The sequence below is a fragment of the Streptomyces sp. SAI-135 genome, from assembly GCF_029893805.1.
Taxonomy (GTDB): Bacteria; Actinomycetota; Actinomycetes; order Streptomycetales; family Streptomycetaceae; genus Streptomyces.
The window spans coordinates 2368000-2388551 of the sequence record NZ_JARXYP010000002.1; the positions used below are offsets into that span (position 1 = coordinate 2368000).

At 70.9% G+C, this 20552-nt stretch carries 18 protein-coding genes and 1 pseudogene; all 19 read right to left on the reverse strand.

The genetic code is table 11. The features are described from left to right. Positions 1-1158: a dienelactone hydrolase family protein gene (locus tag M2163_RS15195; RefSeq protein ID WP_280894195.1), complete on the reverse strand. Its 1158-nt coding sequence runs from the start codon at positions 1156-1158 to the stop codon at positions 1-3. After that, entirely contained in the window at positions 1145-2173 is a 1029-nt protein-coding gene (locus tag M2163_RS15200) for a pectinesterase family protein (protein WP_280894196.1), read from the reverse strand. The genes M2163_RS15195 and M2163_RS15200 overlap by 14 nt, the downstream gene beginning before the upstream one ends. 1 nt (position 2174) lies before the next feature. Then, on the reverse strand, positions 2175-3305 hold the full coding sequence (locus M2163_RS15205) for a pectinesterase family protein (protein WP_280894197.1): 1131 nt from the start codon (positions 3303-3305) through the stop codon (positions 2175-2177). Between the two features lie 448 nt (positions 3306-3753). Beyond that, positions 3754-5073: a pectate lyase gene (locus M2163_RS15210; protein WP_280894198.1), complete on the reverse strand. Its 1320-nt coding sequence runs from the start codon at positions 5071-5073 to the stop codon at positions 3754-3756. A gap of 31 nt (positions 5074-5104) precedes the next feature. Continuing rightward, a complete protein-coding gene (locus M2163_RS15215; RefSeq protein WP_280894199.1) occupies positions 5105-5899 on the reverse strand; it encodes a rhamnogalacturonan acetylesterase in 795 nt (264 codons plus the stop codon). A 93-nt stretch (positions 5900-5992) separates the two neighbouring features. Further along, the gene (locus M2163_RS15220; protein WP_280852250.1) at positions 5993-7336 is read right to left on the reverse strand and encodes a sugar ABC transporter substrate-binding protein; all 1344 of its coding nucleotides are present in this window, start codon (positions 7334-7336) and stop codon (positions 5993-5995) included. 56 nt (positions 7337-7392) lie between these two features. Beyond that, complete coding sequence (locus M2163_RS15225) at positions 7393-9387, reverse strand: pectinesterase family protein (RefSeq protein WP_280894200.1); 1995 nt, start codon at positions 9385-9387, stop codon at positions 7393-7395. 33 nt (positions 9388-9420) lie between these two features. After that, the gene (locus M2163_RS15230; RefSeq protein WP_280897260.1) at positions 9421-10947 is read right to left on the reverse strand and encodes a glycoside hydrolase 43 family protein; all 1527 of its coding nucleotides are present in this window, start codon (positions 10945-10947) and stop codon (positions 9421-9423) included. A gap of 93 nt (positions 10948-11040) precedes the next feature. Beyond that, positions 11041-11790 (reverse strand): annotated as a pseudogene (locus M2163_RS15235) (PmoA family protein); the annotation flags it as partial. Then, positions 11787-12977, reverse strand: a complete 1191-nt coding sequence (locus M2163_RS15240; protein ID WP_280852246.1) for a Gfo/Idh/MocA family oxidoreductase — start codon at positions 12975-12977, stop codon at positions 11787-11789. The gene M2163_RS15240 and the pseudogene M2163_RS15235, both read right to left, overlap by 4 nt. Next, a complete protein-coding gene (locus M2163_RS46625; protein ID WP_348540961.1) occupies positions 12974-13333 on the reverse strand; it encodes a hypothetical protein in 360 nt (119 codons plus the stop codon). Before M2163_RS46625 ends, M2163_RS15240 begins: the two co-directional genes overlap by 4 nt. Further along, the gene (locus M2163_RS15250) at positions 13330-13689 is read right to left on the reverse strand and encodes a hypothetical protein (RefSeq protein WP_280894201.1); all 360 of its coding nucleotides are present in this window, start codon (positions 13687-13689) and stop codon (positions 13330-13332) included. The genes M2163_RS46625 and M2163_RS15250 overlap by 4 nt, the downstream gene beginning before the upstream one ends. After that, positions 13686-14582: a carbohydrate ABC transporter permease gene (locus M2163_RS15255; protein WP_280894202.1), complete on the reverse strand. Its 897-nt coding sequence runs from the start codon at positions 14580-14582 to the stop codon at positions 13686-13688. The genes M2163_RS15250 and M2163_RS15255 overlap by 4 nt, the downstream gene beginning before the upstream one ends. Beyond that, the gene (locus tag M2163_RS15260; protein WP_280852244.1) at positions 14579-15514 is read right to left on the reverse strand and encodes a sugar ABC transporter permease; all 936 of its coding nucleotides are present in this window, start codon (positions 15512-15514) and stop codon (positions 14579-14581) included. Before M2163_RS15260 ends, M2163_RS15255 begins: the two co-directional genes overlap by 4 nt. 146 nt (positions 15515-15660) lie before the next feature. After that, positions 15661-17391, reverse strand: coding sequence for an L-arabinonate dehydratase (gene araD / locus M2163_RS15265; RefSeq protein WP_280852243.1), 1731 nt, complete (start codon positions 17389-17391; stop codon positions 15661-15663). Then, a complete protein-coding gene (locus M2163_RS15270; RefSeq protein WP_280894203.1) occupies positions 17388-18299 on the reverse strand; it encodes a dihydrodipicolinate synthase family protein in 912 nt (303 codons plus the stop codon). The genes araD and M2163_RS15270 overlap by 4 nt, the downstream gene beginning before the upstream one ends. Then, on the reverse strand, positions 18296-18952 hold the full coding sequence (locus tag M2163_RS15275; protein WP_125193039.1) for a GntR family transcriptional regulator: 657 nt from the start codon (positions 18950-18952) through the stop codon (positions 18296-18298). Before M2163_RS15275 ends, M2163_RS15270 begins: the two co-directional genes overlap by 4 nt. Positions 18953-19110: 158 nt before the next feature. Beyond that, positions 19111-19866, reverse strand: a complete 756-nt coding sequence (locus M2163_RS15280) for an MBL fold metallo-hydrolase (RefSeq protein WP_280894204.1) — start codon at positions 19864-19866, stop codon at positions 19111-19113. A gap of 74 nt (positions 19867-19940) precedes the next feature. Further along, complete coding sequence (locus M2163_RS15285) at positions 19941-20525, reverse strand: TIGR03086 family metal-binding protein (RefSeq protein ID WP_280852240.1); 585 nt, start codon at positions 20523-20525, stop codon at positions 19941-19943. Positions 20526-20552 lie beyond the last annotated feature (27 nt).

Genomic DNA, 20552 nt, shown 5'->3' on the forward strand with positions numbered 1-20552 from the left:
TCACAGGACGGAGTCGAGCCAGTCGACGACCTCGTCCTGCATGCGGTCGACGAAGACATGGCCGAGCTCGGGCCAGGTCTTGAGGTGCAACCGCTCCTCGGCGTGGCGGGAGTGCCAGACGGCGCGCAGCTTGTCGTACGCCACGCGGACGCCGTCGGCGGGGAACAGCGGGTCGAGGCCGCCGTTGAAGAAGAGCATCGGCCTGGGTGCGGCGATGCCCGCCACGTCGGGGAAGTCGAGGAACCGGGGCAGCCCCGGGTGGAGCATGTAGTAACTGGACTGCCCGCGCAGGGTGTTGTTGCCGGGCACCATCATCTCCTTGAGGCCGGTCATCCAGCAGACGGACGCCGTGGCCCGGACGGAGTCGGTCAGCGCGGCCGTCTGCCAGGCGCGGTAGGCGCCCATGGAGAACCCCACGGCGGCCGTGCGACGGGCGTCCACCCGGTCGAGACCGGCGAGGAACTCGGCGGCGCGGGCGTCCTCGCGGGCCATGAGTCCGGCGAGCGAGGAGCCCAGGTTGTAGAAGTTGCTCGCCAGGGCCTGCTGCTGGTCGTAGGCGACCGGCCCGCGGTCGCCCCAGCCGAGCGCGTCCGCGCACAGCACGACATAGCCGCGCCGGGCCAGCTCGTCACCGACGAACCGGCCGCTGAAGTACTTGTCCGCCCAGGCCTGGGCGGAGGCCAGCCGGGTGTCGTCGTACCAGGGCCGGACCAGTTTCTCCTTGCCGATGTCGAACCTGGCCCCGTGGTCGTGGAGCAGCAGCACGGCGGGGAACGGGCCGGGGCCGTGCGGGGTGAGCAGGGCGGCCCGGACCCGCTCGTGGCGGGTGAGGGAGAGGGTGACCAACTCCCGCGTGTATCCGTCGCCTTCGCAGACCCGGCTGTGCTCGGGTGCGTACGGGGTTCCGTCCTCGCGGTCGACGAGGAGGTGCTCCTCGACCTTGGCACGGGCCAGCCGGCGCCAGGCACGGAAGTCGCGGACCGGTGAGGTCCCCCAGGCCAGCGGGAACGTCAGCGCGGCCTTGAGCGCCGGGTGGAAGTCGGGCAGCGGGCCGTCCACGACCCCCGCCTGCGCGGGGCTCACCGCTCCCCCGGCCAGCACGGCCGCTCCGGCACCCACCACGAACGCCCGCCGCCCCAGCGGGTCACGGGCACTCATAAGGCCTCCAGTCCCCGAGATACGTCCGCCTGGTGTGCACGGCGGCCTCGGCGGACGTCAGCTGCGGCCGGTTCTCCGGCACCGAAACGACCGCGCCCGGACCGGAGTTGGCGTACTCCCGGAAGCGCATGGTCTGCCAGGGGTAGGCCTCGCGCATGTCGGTGTAGGGCGCGACCGGGTCGATGCCGGGGCCGATCCAGGAGTTGCGCACCACGAGGGACGGCCAGGCGGTCGTCTCGTACGACGGCACCCAGGGCCGGGCCAGCTTGTACGCCCCGTCCTCGGCGGCGGAGGTGAAGCGGGAACGGACGGCGAGGAGGCCGTACGGATTGGCGCGGGCCGTGGAGGGGGCGAAGACCATGCCCTTGGGGGTGAAGTCGACGTCCCGCCGGAGGGTGCGGAAGTGGCACTCCTCGAAGACGGCGGTGGCCCGTCCGAAGACGAAGTCGACGTCTCCCTCGATCCGGCAGCGACGGAAGTACTGCCGGTCGAAGGAGGCGAGCGCGGTCGTCTCGACGAAGAGGGTGTCCTGGTGGGCCAGGAGCCGGACGTTCTCGAAGTGCGTGCGGTCGCCGTAGGTGTACGCGGCGACAGCCTGGGTGCCGGTGATGTCGGGGTGCTCGGCGCGCAGCCAGTCGTTGGCGAGGGTGAGATCGCGGACGGTGAGGCCGGGGGCCGCGGAGGTGAAGGTGGCCGAGCCCGCGGTGCCGTAGGTGCCCGAACCGTCGGGCTTCTGTGTGCCGTTGGCGTTGTCGTGGACGATCACGGCTGCGCGCGGGTCACGGCTCGCCCCGCGCAGGGTCAGCTCCGCCTTCTCGGCGGGGACGCTGACGACCTCGCGGTAGGTGCCCGGGTGCACGACGATCGTCCAGCCCGGGCCGGTGACCGCGTCCACGGCGGCCTGGACGGAGTCGCCGGGGCGGACGTGCAGGACACGGCGGGTCCCGGCGTGGGCCGGGCCGGCCGAGGCGACGACGAGTCCCGCACCGGCGGCCAGGAAGGTCCTTCTGCGCATCTCAGCACGCCTCCTTCCACGGCTGCCAGTCGCCGAGCCAGGTCTCCCGGGTCGCGGACGCGGCCTGTTCGCGGGTGAGCTGGGGCCGGTTCTCCGGGACGGTGATCCGGGCGCCGGGGCCGGTGTTGCGGTACTCGGCGAAGCGCTGGTCCTGCCAGGGGAAGGCGTCCGACATGGTGGCGTAGGGGACGGCGGCGTCGATGCCGGGGCCGAGCAGGGTGTCCCGGACCACGAGGGACGGACGGGCCGTGGTGTCGGAGCTCGGTACCCACGGACGGGCCAGCTTGTAGGCGGCGTCCGGGGCCTCGCTGGAGATCCGGCCGTGGGTCACCAGGTATCCGCGCGGGTTCGCCCCCGCCGTGGAGGGCGCGAAGACGAACCCGTACGGCGCCGCCGCCAGGTCGGTCCGGTCCAGGGTCCGGAAGTGGCAGTGCTCGTAGACCGCCGTGGCCCGTCCGAAGACGAAGTCGACGTCCCCCTCTGCGTAGCAGTGCGAGAAGTACTGGCGGGCGAAGGACGTGAGGGCGATCGAGTCGGCGTAGAGGGTGTCCTGGTGGCCGAGGAAGCGGCAGTGGTGGAAGGCGGAGCGGTCGCCCTGGACCTTGAGGGCGACGGCCTGGGTGCCGGTGATGCCGGGGTGGTCTGCGCGCAGCCAGTCGTTGGCGAAGGTGATCCAGCGGGCGGTGAAGCCGTCGGCCTGGACCGTGGTGGTCGCGGATCCGGTGGTGCCGTAGGTGCCGCCGCCCGGTTTGGGGGTGCCGGCCGCGTTGTCGTACACGATCACGACGTCCCGGGGGTCCTCGGAGGCGCCGATCCAGGTCGCCTCGGTGCGGGTGACGTCGACGGCGACGGTCTCCCGGTAGGTGCCGGGGGCGAGGACCAGGGTCCAGCCGCTGCCGGCGGCCGCGGTGACGGCGTCCTTGACGGTGATGTGGTCACCGCGGCCCTTCGGGTCGACGTACAGCGTCTGCGGGGTGAGGCGGGCGGACGGTGACCCGAACCGTCCGAACGGGCGCCTTGCCGGGATGGCCGTCGCGCGGCTCGTGCTGAGAGCGAGCGCGGCTGCGGCTCCCGTGCTCGCGAGCAGGAACCCCCTTCTGGACAGGGGGAGTTGTGCGTGGTGCGAGGACATGCGGATGCTCCTTGGGAACGCGGCTCTGGGGTTGGGGGGCCTCGCGTGGGGGGGGTGAGGTGGCCGGGGCGGCCGCTGGATTCCGCCCCGGCCGGTCGGGGGGGGGTGGTTCCGACAGACCGGGGCCTGTCGGTGGGGCTGGGACCGGCGGACCCGTCCGTCGAGGAGGACCTCGCCGACAGACCCGCCCCGTCGAGCGGGCCTGCATCAGCGGACCCGCCCAATCGAACGAGCCCGCGTCGGCGGACCCATCGGTCGAGGAGGACCTCGCCGGCAGAGCCGACCTGTCGAGCGGACCCGGCCGGTCGGGCGGGGCCTCGTTGGCGGGGGTGGCGGCTCGGCGGGACCCTGACGGCGACCTCGTCCGGTCGGCAGGACCCGCCTGTGCGGACCCGGCCGGTCGGCGGAAGCCGCGTCGGCGGGTTCCGCCGGTCGAGCGGGAGCGGTGTCAGCAGACGCGGCCCGCGCCCGCGCCGCGGTCGACGATGCCCGGGACCTTCCTGGTGGGGTCGACCTTCGTGCGCAGGGTCGGTGTCCAGCCCGCGCCCGACTCCAGGGTCTCGGCGGGGATCTCGGCGTTGTGCACGGCGATCAGGTCGGTGGGCTCTCCGTTGACGTAGTTGTCGGTGGCGGTGAGCGGGGAGACGTTCCACCGCTTGAGCACCTTGGCCGCGCTGACCCCCGTAGGCAGCGTGAACGCGTTGTGCTCGGCGACGAGTTGGGACTCCTTGCCGATGCCGAAGCTGTAGGAGTAGTCGCCGTTCGCCACGAAGTGGTTGTTGTAGGAGTCGACCTGCCCGAACCGCACGCGGGGTGCGCGCTCGACGAGGTTCGAGAACAGGTTGTGGTGAAAGGTGACCTTGAGCTTGCCCCGGTCCCCCGCCGCCGTCGACTCGCTGTCGCTGTTGCCGATCAGGATCGTCTTGTCGTGCTCGGTGAAGACGTTCCAGGAGGCGGTGACGTGGTTCGCGCCGCGGACGATGTCCAGCTCGCCGTCGTGCTGCTGGTAGAGCATGCCGAAGTAGGTGGGCGCGGCACTGTCGGGGTGACTGCCGTCGGTGAAGGTGTTGTGGTCCAGCCAGACATGGGTGGAGCCGTAGACGACGGCGGTGTCGTACTCGGAGTTCCAGTTGCCCTTGGTGCCGTCGGTGGGGTCCCACTGCGGGAAGCAGTCGATGGGGCTCTCGAAGGTGAGGTTGCGGACGATGACGTTGTCCACGGCCCTGATCTGGAGGCTGGCGCCCTTGAACCCGGCGTTCTTGCCGACGCCGATGATCGTGGTGTTGGCGGGGATGTTCGCCTTGATGGTCTGGTCCTGGTGGGCGGCGGAGGCGCGGCGCAGGCCCTCGGGGCTGTCGTCGGGCTCGGCACTCAGGTCGGTGTCCAGGCCCCAGACCTCCGGCGAGTACTTCGCCAGATAGGCGTCGAAGTCGTATCCGGGCGCGGCGAGGGAGTCACAGCCCTCGGAGACGGCGTCGATGGTCCCCTTCACCTTGATGATCTTCGGTGCCGTCCCGCCCGCGGCGAGTGCGGCCTTGAAGCCGGCCCAGTCGGTGACGGTGTACACGTGGGCGGCGTCGGCGGCCGCGCCTCCGGTGGTGCCGGTGCCCTCGGAGGCCCAGCCGTCCCCGGCGGGGAGGGTCTGGCGGGCCGCGTCAGGGGCCTTGGCCTGGGCGGTGGTGCCGGTGGCCGCGAGGACGAGGGCGGTGCAGCCCGCCACGGCCAGGGCCTTCGCTGTGACATGCCCATGCCATATCTGTGTGTTCATGGTGCGGCTCTCTCTCGACTGCGAAGAAGGGTCAGACGGTGGCCGGGGACGGCCAGGTGATCCAGGAGTCCGGAATGTCGGCATCGAGCCGACGCACGTCCCGGGGCGCCAGCACGCGGTGCCGCAGCAGTTCACAGGCGACCAGTCGGGCCACCGCGACGGCACCGGGCGGATTGAAGTGCGTGTTGTCCTGCTCGGCGGCGGTCCAGTTGAAGTACTTCTTGGTCTCCTCGACGCCGAGTCGCTGCCACAGCGCGAGCGACAGGGCCTGGATGTCGAGCAGCGCGACGCCCTCCTCCCGGGCGAGGGCCCGCATCGCCGCGGGGTACTCCCCGTGGGTCGGCACGGCGTTGCCGCTCGCGTCGAACTTCCGCCGCTCCACGGAGGTGGCGAGCACCGGCCGGGCCCCTTTCGCGCGGGCGCCGTCGACGTACAGCCGTAGATGGTCCTGGTACGTCGTCCAGGGCTCGGTGTAGCGGGTGGGATCGGCGCTCTTCTCGTCGTTGTGCCCGAACTGGACGAGGAGCAGGTCACCGGGCCTGATCAGCCGGAGGATCGCGTCGAGCCGGCCCTCGTCGACGAAGGACTTCGAACTCCGTCCGTTCACCGCGTGATTGGCGACGGAAAGGTCTCTGTGCAGAAAGAAGGGCAGCGCCATGCCCCACCCGGTCTCGGGAGCGGCGTCGGAGTATTTCTGGGCGGCGGTGGAGTCACCGGCGATGTACAGGGTCCGCCGTTCTCCGGCCTGGGCGGTACCGGTTGCGCCGAAAGCGACGGGCACGGCGGCGATCGCGGCCACGGTGACTTGTCTACGGGTAAGTGCCATTACAGGTCAGCCTCTCTTCCCCAGGGGCGCGGGGAACTGCGCGGCCGGCCACGACGGACCCGCAGTTCCCCACGATCGGAACCACCCGAGATCTCAGCCGTTCTGTTCCTTCCATTCGGCCTGCGCCTTGTTCAGCTGGTCGGCCATGGTGTCCAGGAAGTCCTTCGCGCTCATGTCACCGAGCAGCACCTTCTGGAAGTTCGGCTCGTTGTCGGCCTTGGAGATGGTGTTCCAGTCGGGCAGGTAGTACGGCAGCTGGACGATGGTCGTGGAACCGTCGGTCAGCGCGGCGGCGGCGAGCTTCGTGGGCTCGGCCTCGGAGATCCAGGAGTCCTTCGCGGCGTCGTTGTTCGACGGCACCTGCCCGGCGGCCTTGTTGAACTTCGAGTTCTCCGCGTGCGAGGTCGCGAACTCGATGAACTTCCAGGCGGCCTCCTTGTTCTTCGAGCTCTTGAACACCCCGAGCCCGTCGACGGGGTTGGACACCTGGACCCGCTTGCCGTTCGCACCGATCGGCTGCGGAATACCCCGGAACTTGCCGACCCCGAGCGCCTTCACATGGTCCTGGTAGGAGCCCAGGTTGTGGTTCAGCATGCCGATCGTGCCGGAGTCCCACTGCGCGACCATCTTGGTGAAGTCGTTGTTGAGGTCGGCCGCCGGAGTGTCCTTCTTGTACAGCGCCGCGTACTTCTCCAGCGCCGCCACGTTCTTGGGGTCGTTGACCGTGGTCTTGTCGCCGTCCCAGAAGGAGGTGATCCCGCTCTGCCCGTACATCGCGTCCAGGGCCTGCGCGATGGACCCGGCTCCGCCGCGGATGGTGTAGCCGAACTCGTTCTTCTTCGCGTCGGTGAGCTCGGCGGCGGCCTCGTAGAACTTGTCCCAGGTCGTCGGCTCGTCCAGGCCGGCCTTCTTGAACAGGTCGGTCCGGTAGTACAGCACACCGTTGTTGGCGGAGGTCGGGATGGAGTACAGGGTGCCGTCCCCGCCCCCGGACGACTTCAGCACGCTCACCATGTCCTCGTTGAGCTTGCCGTCGAGGGAGGAGCCCGCGAGCCGGTCGTCGAGCGGCTCCAGCGCGTTCTGCGCGGCGAACCCGGCGAGCATGGCCGCGCCGACACCGCCGACGTCCGGCAGGCCGCCGCCCTGGATGGCGGTGTCGACCTTGGACTGGTACTCGGTGGACGCGATGCCGACGTACTCGACCTTGATGTCCGGGTTTGCCTTCTGGAAGTCGGCGATGATCTCCTTCCAGATGTCGGTGCGCACACCGCCGTTGTTGTCCCAGAAGACGATCTTGCCCTTGCCGCTGCCCTCGTCGCCCTTGTCGCCGCCGGCGCCGCTGCCGTCGTCACCGCAGGCGGTGGCGGTCAGCGCCAGGACGGACCCGAGGGCGACAGCTATGGCAGCGCGCCTGCTTCTGCGGATACTGATCTTCATTGATCGGCTCTCTTCTTCTTCTGATTCCAGCGGAGATGTGAAGTCGTGGGGGGAAGTCAGGGGTGGGCGTGGGGGGCCCAGCCGTCGCTGCCCTTCAGGTAGTTCGCGACGGTGTACGTCCTCGCGTCGGCGGCGTCGAGCTGCGGCCGGTCGGCGCTCGGGGCCGCGCCCGGTCCGGTGTTGCGGTACTCGGCGAACCGCGCGTCCTTCCACGAGAAGCCGCTCATGTCGGTCCAGGGCGCGGTCTTCACGGCGGCCGGAAGGTCGGTGTCGCGGAACAACACCTGGGCCACGGCGGCGGGTTCACCGCCGGGGTGCCACGGCCGCCCCAGGTGGAAGGTCCGGTCCGGGGCGTCGCTCACGACCTTCGACCGGGTGATCAGGAACCCGTACGGATTGCCCGTCCAGGTCGAGGCGGCCGTGATGTACCCGTTGTTGGAGTCCGAGCCGCGGCTCAGGGCCCGGATCACGGACCGTTCGATCACCGTCGTCGCCCGGCCGTAGACGAAGTCGACATCGCCCTCGATGTACGAGTCGCGGATGTAGACCCGGCTGATGGCGTCCAGCTTGGGGCTGTCGGTCATCAGCGTGTCCTGGTTGCCCAGGAAGGCGGTGTCCTCGAAGACGATCCGGTCACCGGTCGTCTTCATGGCGAGGGCCTGCTCGCCCTTCAGCTCGACCGCGGCCTCGTCGAAGTCGTTGCTGAAGGTGAGGTGGCGGGCGGTGACGTCGTTCGCGGCGATCCGGACCGTCGCGCTGCCCGTCGAACCGCCGTACTCGGCGGGGGTGTCGTGGACGATGACGGTGTCGGACCGGTCCTGTCCGGTGCCCTGGAGCACGAGGTGCGGCTTGGCCGCCGGGATGTACACCTTGGCCCGGTAGGTGCCCGGCGCGACGGCGATCGTCACCGGCACGGTGTTCCCGTCGGGCACCGCGTCCACGGCGGCCTGCACGGTCGGGTGGTCGCCGGGGACGTGCAGGGTCACCCCGATCCGCTGCTGCGGTCCGGAGAAGCGGGACACCAGCGCGGGCACGGCGGCGGCCGGGTCCGGCCGGTAGTCGTAGAAGGACCGCGGGTCGAAGGCCGTGCCCCACGCGTCCGTCCGCCCGGTCGTGTTCCTCAGGATCGACCCGCGCTGCACCAACTCCGCCGTGGCGTCGGCCTGGTAGGGATGCCGGACCCCGTCGTAGTAGCTGTTCTCGATGACCATCCTGGTCCGGCCGCGCGACCAGTTCCCGTACGTCCACACCGGGTCCCCGTCGGCCACCTGTGCCGAGAGGTAGTTGTTGTAGAGGTGGGCGTAGGCGCAGTTGTCCGCGGACGGGTTGCGCTGCTTGGTCCCGGTGAACCAGTTGTGGTCGACGGTGATCTGCGTCAGCACGTTGGCCGTCCAGCCGATCCCGAACGCCTTGTTGTGGCTGCGGAACTGGTTGTAGGAGACGGTGACGTACTGGCTGTCCTTGCGGATGTCGAGCAGCCCGTCGCCCATGTGCTCGAAGCGGTTGTGGTCGATCCAGACGTGGTCGGCGGTGTCCATCTGGATCGCGTCGAAGTCGGTCGTCTTGCCGTCCCAGTCGCCCTCGACGTAGGAGTCGCGGATGGTCAGGTTGCGGATGATCACGTTGTGCGTGCCGGGGTTCAGGTGCAGCTCGCCGTGGACGATCTCGCCGGTGTCGCCGACGCCGATGATCGTCTTGTTCGAGGTCACGACGATGTCCGAGCCGAAGGGCTCGACGGCTATCGTGCCCGAGACCCGTATGACGTACGGCTCCTCGGCCGCCGCGTAGGCGGCCAGCGCGGCCTGGTCGGTGACGGTGACGACCTTGCCGCCGGCCCCTCCGGTGGTGCCGCCGGCGAGGGAGGCGAAGCCGTGGGCCCGGTCGCTCCAGCGGTCGGCGCGGACCTGGTCGGCCGGGGCCTTCTCGACGGTGGCGGCCTCGGCCTGCCCGATCGCCCCCAGGCTCAGCGCGGCCACCAGACCGAGCACAGCGGCCAGGACCTTTCCGGGTCCCGGTCTCTGCAAGCGCTTGCTACGAAGGTGCTGCGTCATTGCGGCTCCCAACAGGCTTACGGGTTCGGTGCGTTACAGGTGGTCGATCCTGAAGTGCGAGAAGGTTGCCGCCCCGGCGTGCCCTCCTCCGACGGGCGCCAGGGCGAACAGCCCGAGCAGGGCTCCGACCCAGCGCCAGGGGGTGGCGGCGAAGACGGGTCCGGAGGGCTGGAGTCCCTCGCCGAGGTCGTGGAAGAACCGGCAGCGGGCCCCCGCACCGATCTCGATCCGCAGCCGCGCCTTCGCGGCGGGAGCCGGTCGCGGACGGTCGGCGTCCCGCTCCTGCTCGGCGACACCCTCCGCGAACCGGTGCACGAGGTGGACGCTCCCGTCGGCCCCGCGCTGAAGTCCGATCCAGCCGAAGGCGTCCCCGAGGACGGCGAGTCCGGCGCGCGCCCCCGGCTCCGCACTGTGCAGCTCCAGCTCGACCTCGACGGCCGAGGGTGTGCCGGGCAGCCGCTGGGTGAGGACGTTCGGCAGTCTGCGCAGGTCGTGCGCGTCGGCCGAGCGGACGCAGGTGAGCCGTAGTCCGTCACCGGAGTGGTGGGTGGCCCAGCCGGGCTGCGGGTTGGCGGTCCACTGCCACTGACGGCCGAAGCGTCCACCGGGGAAGTCGTCGTCGGTGGCGGGCGCCGCGTCCGGCTGCGGCGGCAGATCGGGCCTCGGGTGTACGGCGACGGGGGCGCCCTCGTCGCCGAGCACCGGCCAGCCGTCGGCGCCCCAGCGCATCGGCTGGAGGTGGACGACCCGGCCGTAGGCCCCCTTCTGCTGGAAGTGCAGGAACCAGTCCTGGCCGGACGGGGTGCGCACCCAGCCGCCCTGGTGGGGGCCGTTGACGTCGGTGTCCTTCTGTTCCAGGACGACCTTCTCCTCGTAGGGACCGAAGAACCCGCGCGAGCGGAAGGCGCCCTGCCAGCCCGTCTCCACTCCCCCGGCGGGCGCGAGGATCCAGAACCAGCCGTCGTGCCGGTAGAGCTTGGGTCCTTCGAGGGTGAACCAGCCGGGGATCCGGTCGCCGTCGACGATCACCTTGCCCTCGTCGAGGAGCTCGCGGCCGTCGAGGTCCATCCGGTGTCCGGTGAGCCGGTTCTTGACGCCGGAGCGGGACTTGGCCCAGGCGTGCACCAGATAGGCCTCGCCGGTCTCCTCGTCCCACAGCGGGCACGGGTCGATCAGGCCCTTGCCGGACTTGACCAGGTGCGGGCGGGTCCAAGGACCCCTGATCCCGGGGGCGTTGACCTGGAAGATGCCCTGGTCGGGGTCGCCCCAGAAGATCCAGAACCGTTCGTCGTGGTACCTGAGGGAAGGCGCCCAGACTCCGCAGTCGTGCCGCGGCCTGGTGAACTCCGCGACTGGTTGCAGGCGTTCGAGGGCGTGGCCGATCAGGGTCCAGTTGACGAGGTCGCGGGAGTGCAGCAGGGGCAGGCCGGGGACGCGGCCGAAGCTGGAGGCGGTGAGGTAGAAGTCGTCGCCGACGCGGATGACGTCGGGGTCGGACCAGTCGGCGTTCAGGACCGGGTTCGTGTACGTCGTCGGCGGGTTCGCCGTCGTGGGCGTCACTGGCTGACCGCCTTCCGCACCAGGGCGGCCGCTTCGAGCCCGCGGCAGGCGTCCGTCGGCCACGACGGTGACGATCCGCCGTACGACGGTCTCGCCGGCCGGGATCGGCAGCCGCTCCTCGTGGGCGAGCGAGGAGCCCACCCCCGGGTACTCGTCGGCGCGCACGAACCAGGGGTCCCTGCGGGTCTGTTCGGTGGCCCCCGCGAAGACGAGCGTCCAGGTGCTGCCCGCGAGGGCGACCCAGTCGGCGCGGGTGCCGTGGATCGCGGCCTCGCCCTCGCGGTCGACGGTGAAGACGTCCGGCGCGTCCTGCTCCTTGCGGGCCCGCCAGAAGAAACCGCCGTAGGCCGCGCCCGGGCGGCCGTTGGTGGCCGGGCTGCCGATCGACAGCGGCTCCCGGGTGACGTTGGTGAGGGAGAAGGTGAAGTCCAACGCCCAGGCGGCGGGGCTCAGTTCGGTGGCCGCGACGGTACGGCGCTCACGCAGCAGCTCCGCTCCCGAGGCGACCCAGCGCAGCTCCTCCACGAAGCCGTCCGGGTCGCGGAGCTGGAAGGAGTGGTGGCGCTGGGCGCCGTGGTTGTCGAGCTCGGTCGGGCCCTGGTCGCGGACGTAGGTGCGCCCGCCCCAGAAGTTGTGCCCCTCGACGTCGGGAACGGCGACACCGACGCCGAGGTGGTGGATGTGGTCGGCGGGGCTGAGCTCGGTGACAGCCGTGCCGGCCAGGGTGGTGACCGGGTGCAGATAGGGGCGCGGGGAGAGCCGGGCGGGCAGCTCGGGCCGGGTGGCGTAGCGGCCGACCGGGCGGCCCGCGACACGCAGGACCGGGGAATCGGGGGTCGTCATGTGCTCACCTCGTTCGCGTCGTGCGGCCGGGCCCAGTCGGCGCCCAGCTCGGAGTAGAGGGCGAGGTCGTCGGCGGCGGCCGCGACGAGTCCGTCGATGCCGGGGACGACACGGCGGTCCTCGTCGGGGAGCAGGTGCCAGGCCGTGGCCGGGAGCGGGGTCGGGTCGGGAGCCAGCCGGATCGCCTCGACGACCTTCATGAAGGCGCCCGTCACGTCCGGGACGACGAGGAGGTCGTCGCCGTCGGTGACGTGGTCGACCAGGTTCTCCAGGAGGTCGGTGCGGCCGTACTCGTACTCCTCGGGGCCGTGCCCGGCCCGCTGGAGCAGCACGCGGTCCTGCTTGTACCAGTAGGTGATCCGGCCCTGGCTGCCGTGCACGACGACGTACGGCTCGTCCGGGTCCTCGGCGCACAGGGTGGCTGCAACGGTGACCTTGCGGCCGTTCGCGGTGGTCACGCGGACGCAGGAGGTGTCGTCGGACTCGATGTCGTTGGCGCGCAGCAGCTCGGTCTCGATCCGGGTGACGTCCTCGGCGCGGGTGGTGCCGTTGAGGGCGAGCGCGGTGGCGACGGCGTGGGCCAGCGGGTTGGTCAGAACCCCGTCGATCACGTCGACGCCGTTCATCCGCCGCTTGCCCGCCCAGGGCGCACGCCGGTAGTACGCCTCGGCACGTGCCCAGGCGCCGGCCCCGCCGATCCCGGCCACCTCGCCGATCGCCCCCTCCTCGACCAGCTCGCGGATGGCGGGCACGGCGTGCGAACCGAGCGACTGGAAGCCGATCTGGCAGGCGACCCCGGCCGCGGCGACCCCGTCGGCCATGCGGCGGAACTCGGCGTAGGACGGCGCCGGGGGCTTCTCCAGCAGGATGTGCACGCCTCGGCGGGCGGCTTCGAGCGCCAGGTCGGTGTGGGTCGGGATCGGGGTGCAGATCACCGCGATCCGGGCGCCGGTGGAGTCGAGGAGCGCGCCGAAGTCGGCGGACTGCTCGGGCGTGCCCAGCCCTTCGGGGATCTCGTCCCCAGTCAGCGGGGTCAGTTCGCAGATCCCCGCCAGCCGTACGATCCCCTTGTCCTGGAGCCGGCGGATGTTCTCCAGGTGCCAGCGGCCGTGTCCGCGCGCCCCCGCCAGGACGATGTCCACGGCGCCCGGGGTGCTGTCGGTGTTCATGGTGTCCACGGTGTTCATGGCATCCTCCCTGCGCCCGCGCCGCGTGCCACCTGTCGGTCGGCCGCTTCGGCGCTGTCGATCTTTGTGTGCAGGGTAGGCGTCCGGCCGACGTCCGCCGTGAGGTCGCGCTCGCTGCCGGACTTGTAGGCGTTGTGGACGGCGAGCGGGTCCATGGGACTGCCGTCGGAGAGGATGGCGTTCCGGTGGAGCGGCCCCGTACCGGAACCCGGAGCGACGGACACGCCCCTCGCCTCCGGCACCCGGGCATCGCCCAGCCCCAGCAGGACACGGCCGACGGCACGTCCCGCGGCTCGGACGGCGACACCCACCAGACCCAGTACCAGGCCGGCCACGGCGATCCGACGGAGTCTCACTTCGCCGTCACCTCCTTGCCGCACTCGGCGGTCCCGGCTCGCCGGAAGGGCATCGGGCCCACGTCGGCCGTCACGACGACTCGCCCGACGTCAGCCGCTCCCGCCCGCGCACGGACCCCCCACCGCGCGGAGACCTCCCCGGTCCGACCGCTGACCGCACGGACACCGCCGAAGGCCACCGCCGGGCCGGCGGCCGAAGCCGGGAACCCGAGGTCGTGCCCGCTCTCCGCGAGGCACGGGCCCCGGACGCCGGTCCGGCCAGGTGCGGTCCCGTGGCCGACCGCGTGCTCGTGGCGGTCACCGGCGGTCCCCGGGGCGGCCTGCGCACACGTTCCGCTGATCCGACGGAGTGTCATCCCTTCACCGCCCCCGCGCTGAAGCCCGTGATCAGCCACTTCTGGATGAAGGCGAACACGATCACCACGGGTACCGCCGCGATGATGCCGCCCGCGGCCAGCGCGCCGAGGTCGACGCTGTCCGCGCTCATCAGGGTGTTGAGGCCGACCGGGATCGTCTGCTTGTCCTGGTTGTTGAGGAACATCAGGGCGAACAGGAAGTGGTTCCAGGAGTGCACGAAGGCGAAGGAGCCGACGGCGATCAGGCCGGGGCGGAGAAGGGGCAGGACGACGATCCGGAACGCCGTCAGCCGGTTGCAGCCGTCGACCCAGGCCGCCTCCTCCAGGGAGTACGGCACGTTCTTGATGAAGTTGCTGATCAGGATCATCGACAGCGGGAGCTGGAAGACCGTCTCGGCGATGATGACACTGCCCAGCGAGTTGATCATCTTCAGCTCGGCGAAGATCTCGAACAGCGGGACCAGCAGCAGCGCGCCCGGCACGAACTGCGAGCACAGCAGCGCCAGCATGAACGCGTTCTTGACCTTGAAGTCGAACCGCGCGAGGGCGTAACCGCCGGCCAGGGCGACCAGCGTCGTCATCACCAGGGTGGCGAGACCGACGTACACGCTGTTCTCGAAGTACGTCCCGAAGGACCGCTCCGTCCACACCTTCTCGAAGTGGTCGAAGGTGATCGGCCAGGGCACGAGCGAGGTCGAGCCGGCCGGGCGGAGCGCGAAGAGCAGGATCCAGTAGAAGGGGATCAGCGTGAAGACGAGGTAGATCGACAGCGGCAGGTAGATGTGCCAGCGCGGGACCTCGTCCCAGGCGCGGCGGCGCTTCACCGGCCGGGATGGTTCGGGCGTCTCGTGCACGGGCGCGGGCGCGAGCTCCGTGGCCTCCTTGGTGATCACTTGGAACCGCCTCCGAACTTGCTCAGCCGCAGATAGACCATCGAGCAGAAGAGCAGGATCACGAACGCGACCGTGGTCAGGGCGGACGCGTAGCCGAAGTTGTGGGCGTCGACGCTGGTGTTGGCGATGTAGAGCGGGAGGGTGGTGGTCTCCCCCGCGGGTCCGCCGCCGGTCAGGGTGTAGAGCAGGTCGACGTTGTTGAACTCCCACACCGCGCGCAGCAGCGTGGACAGGATGATCGCGTCCTTGAGGTGGGGCAGCGTGATGTGCCAGAACTGCTTGACGGTGCTGGCCCCGTCGACCTCCGCGGCCTCGTACAGGTCCTTGGAGACGGACTGGAGGTCGGCGAGGATGAGGATCGCGAAGAAGGGGACTCCGCGCCACAGGTCGGCGACGACCGCCGCCGAGAAGACGGTGGAGGTGTCCGAGAGCCAGCTGGTGCCGTAGGAGCCGATGCCCATGTCGGCGAGGTAACGGGTGATGCCTGTCTGGGAGTTGTAGAGCAGCACCCAGATCGCGGAGGTCAGCACTCCGGACACGGCCCACGGGGAGAAGACGAGCGCGCGGCCCACCGCCCGGCCCACGAAGGTCTGGTTGACGATCAGCGCGAGGGCCAGCCCGAACAGCAGCTGGAGTCCGACCTCGACGAAGACCCACTTGGCGCTGAAGGTCAGCGTGTCCCAGAACTGGGGGTCCTCGGTGAAGATCTGGACGAAGTTGTCGAAGCCCGCGTAGCCGTTCCGCCACGGCTTGGTGGGGTTGTAGTTCTGCAGGCTGTAGTAGAAGACGCTGATCACCGGGTAGGCGATGAAGCCCAGCATCAGCAGGGCCGCCGGTGCGATCAGCAGGTACGGCAGTCTGCGCGGCGTGGCGGAGGCACGGCGTCGCCGGGGTGGCGCGGGCGGTGTCGCCACGGCTGCGGCTTGGGCCATGACAGGGTCTCCGTTCTCGGTACGTCTTGCGTTCGTGGTGCGGTAAGCGCTTTCTCGCTGTGCGTGGGGCGCCACTTGGGGGTGCATGGCGTGTGCGGCGTGCGTGGTGGCTGGGCGCGCAGTCCCCCGCGCCCCTGGGTGGGCAGTCAGCCTGCGTACGGGTCCGGGACCTTGCCTTGCCTTGCAAGGAACTCGAAGTCGCAGCCGGTGTTCGCCTGGGTGATCTGTTCGTTGTAGAGCGCCCCGTAGCCACGCTCGTAGCGGGTGGGCGGCGGCGTCCACTCCGCCCTCCTGCGCTCCAACTCCTGCTCGTCCACGTCGAGTTGGAGGGTGCGGGCTTCGACGTCCAGGGTGATCGTGTCGCCCGTGCGGACCAGGGCCAGCGGACCTCCGACGTACGACTCCGGGGCCACATGGAGTACGCAGGTGCCGTAACTCGTGCCGCTCATACGGGCGTCGGAGATGCGGACCATGTCCCGCACGCCCTGCTTGAGCAGGTGGTCCGGGATCGGGAGCATGCCGTACTCGGGCATGCCCGGGCCGCCCTTGGGGCCGGCGTTGCGCAGCACCAGGACGCTGTCGGCGGTGATGTTCAGCGCCGGGTCGTTGATGGTGCGTTGCATGGACCTGTAGTCGTCGAAGACGACCGCGGTGCCGGTGTGCTTGAGCAGGTGGGGCTCGGCGGAGATGTGCTTGATGACGGCGCCGTCGGGACAGAGGTTGCCGCGCAGGACGGCGACCCCGCCCTCGCTCGCGACCGGGTTGTCCCGGGTGCGGATGACGTCGTCGTCGTGCACCTCGGCGCCCTCGATCTGCTCGCCCAGGGTGCCGTTGACGGTCGGCCGGTCCAGGTGGAGCAGGTCGGTGATCCGGGAGAGGAAGGCGGGCAGACCACCGGCGAAGTGGAAGTCCTCCATGAGGTACGTCTGCCCGCCGGGCCGGACGTTCGCCAGCACCGGCACGGTCCGCGCGATGCGGTCGAAGTCGTCCAGGGTGAGCTCGACGCCCGCCCGGCCGGCCATGGCGATCAGGTGGATGACGGCGTTGGTGGAGCCGCCCAGCCCGAGCACCGTGGTGACGGCGTCCTCGAAGGCCTCGCGGGTGAGGATCCGGGACGGCCTGAGCCCGGTCCAGGCGAGCTCCACCGCACGGCGCCCGGAGGCCGCGGCCATCCGCTCGTGCCCGGAGTCGACGGCCGGGATCGAGGACGCACCCGGCAGGGTCATGCCCAGGGCCTCCGCTGCCGCGGTCATGGTGGACGCGGTCCCCATGGTCATGCAGTGGCCCGGGGAGCGCGCCAACCCGCCCTGGAGTTCCCGCAGTTCGCAGTCGGTCAGGTTGCCGGCGCGGTGCTCGTCCCAGTACTTCCACATGTCGGTGCCCGACCCGAGGGTCTCACCGCGCCAGTGTCCCGGCAGCATCGGCCCGGCGGGCACGAAGACCGACGCCACGTCGGCCGAGGTCGCGCCCATGAGCAGCGCGGGCGTCGACTTGTCGCAGCCGCCGAGCAGCACCGCCGCGTCGATCGGGTACGACCGCAGCAGCTCCTCCGTCTCCATCGCGAGCAGGTTGCGGTAGAGCATGGGGGTGGGCTTCTGGTACGTCTCCGAGAGGGTGGCCACCGGGAACTCCAGCGGGAAGCCGCCGGCCTGCCACACGCCCCGCTTGACCGCCTCGGCGCGCTCGCGCAGGTGGACGTGGCACGGGTTGATGTCGGACCAGGTGTTGAGGACGGCGATCACCGGGCGGCCCCGGTACTCCTCGGCCTCGTAACCGAGCTGGCGCATCCGGGCGTTGTGCGACCAGGTGCGCAACTGGCCCTCGGTGCCGTACCACTGGTGGCTTCTGAGCTCTTCGGGGCGCTTCCTGTCGGTCATATCGACCACCCGGCGGCTATCGCGGCGACCTCGGCGCGCTCGGCCTCGGGCAGCTCGCGGCTCGGCGGGCGCACTTCGCGGCGGCACAGGCCGAGGGAGGCGAGGGCCTCCTTGACGACGGTGACGTTGTCGGCGGAGCCGTTGGCGGCGCGGAGTTCCTCGAAGCGGCGGATCTGCTCCCAGACCTTCATGGCGGCCGGGTAGTCACCGGATCGAAGCGCTTCGATCATGTTCAGCGAAACGGCCGGGGCGACGTTCACCAGCCCCGAGGTGAAGCCGGTGGCGCCCGCCGAGAAGTACGAGGGCGCGTAGGGCTCGGCGAGCCCGGCCACCCACACGAAGCGTTCCAGCCCCGCGTCCCGGGCGAAGGCGGCGAACTTGGCGGCGTCCGGGACGGCGTACTTCACGCCGATCACGTTCGGGCAGGAGTCGGCGAGTTCGGCCAGTCGTTCACCGCGAAGCCGGGCGTTGCGGATGTACGGGACGACCCCGAGCTCCGGGACGGCCGAGGCGATCTCCCGGTGGTAGTCGATCCAGCCGTCCTGCGAGACGTAGGGGTGGACGGGCTGGTGGACCATGACCATGGTCGCGCCGAGCTGCCGGGCGTGCCGGGCGCAGGCGACGGCGGTGGGCACGTCGTGGCCGACGCCGACGAGGACGCTCGCCCGGTCCCGGGCCTCCTCGACGGTCAACTCGGTGACCAGGCGGCGCTCTTCGGGGCTGAGGGCGTAGAACTCGCCGGTGTTGCCGTTGGGGGTGAGGGTGGTGATCCCTCCGTCGAGCAACCGGCGCAGCAGGGCCCGGTGGGTGTCCTGGTCGACGGTGCCGTCCTCGGCGAACGGGGTCACCGGGATCGCCACCACGTCGGCCAGGGCCGCCCGCTGGGTCTCGAAGCTCTCGCTGCTCATTCCTGGCCTTCCTGGTCCAGCACTCCGGGGAACGCTCGTTCCACGAAGGACGCGATGTGGGCGTGCAGGGCGCGGGCGGCGCCGTCCGCGTCGCCGTCCAGGGCGAGCCGCAGGATCTCCCGGTGCTCGCCGGCCTCCCGGTCCCAGGACGGCGAGGCGGCCCAGGCGACGGCGGAGACCAGGGCGGCCTGGTCGCGGACCTCGTCGAGCATCCGGCCGAGCAGCGGGTTGCCGCAGGGCAGGTACAGGGCGCGGTGGAACTCCCGGTTGGCGAGGGAGCGTTCGGCGGTGTCGGTGGCGTCGTCGGCCCGGGTGAGGGCGTCCCGCGCGGCTTCCAGCGAAGCCCCGCGCCGCACGGCCCGCTTGAGCGCCTCGGGTTCGAGGAGCAGCCGGACGTCGTAGACCTCGCGCGCCATGTCCGCGTCCACCATGCGCACCGTGACGCCCTTGTACTGGCTCATCACGACGAGCCCGGTCCCGGCCAGGGTCTTGAGCGCCTCGCGCACCGGGGTCTTGGACACCCCGAACTGGGCGGCGAGTTCGGTCTCCACCAGGGCCTGGCCAGGCGTCAGGCGCCCGGTGAGGATGCGGCGTTTGATCTCCTCCAGCACGTACTGCGTGCGGGAGGGGATCGGCGTGGGCACAGAGGTCATGCGCGCCTCTCGGATCTCGCGTATCGGATCTTGCGTATCTGATCTCGCGTATCGCGTCTCATATATGACGTACGAAGTACGACGCGTTGAAGGTAAGAGGGCGGTGTTGTTTCGTCAATGCTTCCGGCAGAGGAAGTCGAAGTTGCGCCGCGGCCGCGTCAGACGAGCCGGGTGGCGCCCTCGAAGGCCGTGCTGGTGCGCCCGGCGAAGGCGGCGGCCGCGCGCGTGGTCGCCGCCTCCCTGGTGAGCGTCGGTCCGACATGGGTGACGAGCAGTTCGCGCGCCCCGGCCTTGCGGGCGATGTCTCCGGCGTCCTCGGGAGTCAGATGGACCTGTTCGCCTTCGCGATGCCGGTCGATGTCCGCCTCGCACAGGAACACGTCGGACTCCGCGGCGAGTTCGACCAGGGCGGCACAGGGTCCGCTGTCCCCCGAGTAGGCGAGGACGCGTCCGGCGCACTCGGCGCGCAGCCCGTAGGCCTCGGTGTCGTGCGCGACGGCCCGCGCGGTGAGCCGCAGGTTCCAGTGCCGGGTCTCGTGGCCGTCGTACAGGGGATGGAAGGTGAGGATGCCGTCGAGGAAGCGCACGTCGGAGCGCCCGAAGAACCCGGCGAGCCGGTGGGCGCAGCCGGGTGGGGCGTAGACCGGGATCGGGGCCGGCGGGGTGAGTCCGCCGTGGGCGAAGGCGTAGACGGCGGCGAGGAGATCGGCGCTGTGATCCGCGTGCAGGTGGGAGATCCAGATGGCCGTCAGTCGGGAGGGATCCGTGTGCCGCTGCAATTCCGCGAAGGTGCCGGGCCCGGCGTCCACCCACACCTCGGCGCCCCCGCCGCGCAGCAGGTAGCCGGAGCAGGGGCGGCCCGGTGCCGGGTGCGGGGAGGCGGTACCGAGGACGGTGAGGCTGAGGGGCGGCATGGTGGGGAGCGTACGGTCCGCTCCCGCCGCCCGCCGCCCGTTTGCGTTCGTCTACGGCAGGGCCGTACCGGCGTCTACGGCGTCCAGCCCGGGTTCCGCCCGCTCAGGCCCAGGGCCCGGTCCAGCAGCGGTGCGTCCTGGGGCACCGGGACGATCGGGCCGAAGATGGCGTCCCGGCTCGGGTCGTCGGCGGACGCCTGGAGGAAGTCGTACGCCGCCCGGAGCGCGTCGGGGTCCGGGTCGTACGGCTGGCCGGTGGCCATGGCCAGGTCCCAGCCGTGGACGACCAGTTCGTCCACGGCGACGGCGGCCGCGACCTCGGCGGGCAGGTCGACACCGCCCGCGCGGGTCATACCGGTCCAGGCGGCCGGGTCGCGCCAGGCCTCGGCGAGCTCGTCGAGGACCTTGGGCAGCTCCTCGCGCCGGCCGGGGCCGATGTCCGGGAGGGAGTCGGTGGGCGGGGTGTCGGTGGTGGCGCCGAGGTCCTTGCGGGCGGCGTCACGGAAGGCGGCGGAGAGGCCGAGCAGATGGCCGAGCAGATGGCGCACCGCGTACTGCGGACACGGTGTGGCATGCCCCAGCTGATCATCGGTGACGCCCTCGGCCAGCAGGGCGATGACGCGGGTCTGCGGTCCGAGGTCCAGCGGCGGGACGGTCATGCGGAGCTCCTCACGGTTCACGGTGTG